The sequence below is a fragment of the Geomicrobium sp. JCM 19039 genome, assembly GCF_000698145.1.
Taxonomy (GTDB): domain Bacteria; phylum Bacillota; class Bacilli; order Bacillales; family Marinococcaceae; genus Geomicrobium_A.
In genome coordinates this window covers 1-1,643 of the sequence record NZ_BAXB01000052.1, presented here as the reverse complement: position 1 = coordinate 1,643, position 1,643 = coordinate 1, and the positions used below count along the sequence as shown (strand labels likewise).

At 55.2% G+C, this 1,643-nt stretch carries 1 rRNA gene; it reads left to right on the top strand.

The annotated features are described in order from the left end of the window. Positions 1–40 precede the first annotated feature (40 nt). Positions 41–1,590, top strand: a 16S ribosomal RNA gene (locus JCM19039_RS21190). The last annotated feature ends 53 nt before the right edge of the window (positions 1,591–1,643 follow it).

The window sequence follows — 1,643 nt, the reverse complement described above, 5'->3', positions numbered from 1 at the left end:
CCTCGTTGGCACCCCCGTGCTGACGAAAAAAGGAACACTTTCAATGGAGAGTTTGATCCTGGCTCAGGACGAACGCTGGCGGCATGCCTAATACATGCAAGTCGAGCGGACCCGAGGTGCTTGCACCTCAAAGGGTCAGCGGCGGACGGGTGAGTAACACGTGGGCAACCTGCCCAACAGACTGGGATAACTCCGGGAAACCGGAGCTAATACCGGATAGGATCTTTTTGTCACCTGGCAGAAAGAGGAAAGGCGGTTTCGGCCGTCACTGTTGGAGGGGCCCGCGGCGCATTAGCTAGTTGGTGAGGTAAGGGCTCACCAAGGCGACGATGCGTAGCCGACCTGAGAGGGTGATCGGCCACACTGGAACTGAGACACGGTCCAGACTCCTACGGGAGGCAGCAGTAGGGAATCATCCGCAATGGGCGAAAGCCTGACGGTGCAATGCCGCGTGAGTGATGAAGGTTTTCGGATCGTAAAGCTCTGTTGTGAGGGAAGAACAGTTCGAGGAGGCAATGCCTCGGATGTGACGGTACCTCACCAGAAAGCCACGGCTAACTACGTGCCAGCAGCCGCGGTAATACGTAGGTGGCGAGCGTTGTCCGGAATTATTGGGCGTAAAGGGCACGCAGGCGGTTCATTAAGTCTGATGTGAAAGGCTGTGGCTCAACCACAGAATGGCATTGGAAACTGTTGAACTTGAGTGCAGAAGAGGAGAGTGGAATTCCACGTGTAGCGGTGAAATGCGTAGATATGTGGAGGAACACCAGTGGCGAAGGCGACTCTCTGGTCTGTAACTGACGCTGAGGTGCGAAAGCGTGGGGAGCGAACAGGATTAGATACCCTGGTAGTCCACGCCGTAAACGTTGAGTGCTAGGTGTTAGGGGTTTCGATACCCGTAGTGCCGAAGCAAACGCATTAAGCACTCCGCCTGGGGAGTACGACCGCAAGGTTGAAACTCAAAGGAATTGACGGGGGCCCGCACAAGCGGTGGAGCATGTGGTTTAATTCGACGCAACGCGAAGAACCTTACCAGGTCTTGACATCCTTTGATCGCTCTAGAGATAGAGTTTTCCCTTCGGGGACAAAGTGACAGGTGGTGCATGGTTGTCGTCAGCTCGTGTCGTGAGATGTTGGGTTAAGTCCCGCAACGAGCGCAACCCTTGATCTTAGTTGCCAGCATTGGTTGGGCACTCTAAGGTGACTGCCGGTGACAAACCGGAGGAAGGCGGGGATGACGTCAAATCATCATGCCCCTTATGACCTGGGCTACACACGTGCTACAATGGACGGTACAACGGGAAGCGAAGCCGCGAGGTGGAGCCAATCCTAAAAAGCCGTTCTCAGTTCGGATTGTAGGCTGCAACTCGGCTACATGAAGCTGGAATCGCTAGTAATCGCGGATCAGCATGCCGCGGTGAATACGTTCCCGGGCCTTGTACACACCGCCCGTCACACCACGAGAGCCAGCAACACCCGAAGTCGGTGAGGCAACCTTTATGGAGCCAGCCGCCGAAGGTGGGGCCGGTGATTGGGGTGAAGTCGTAACAAGGTATCCCTACCGGAAGGTGGGGATGGATCACCTCCTTTCTATGGAGACTTACTTTCCCTGAGTGGGAAAGATAAGATACGCCCTCTCTTAA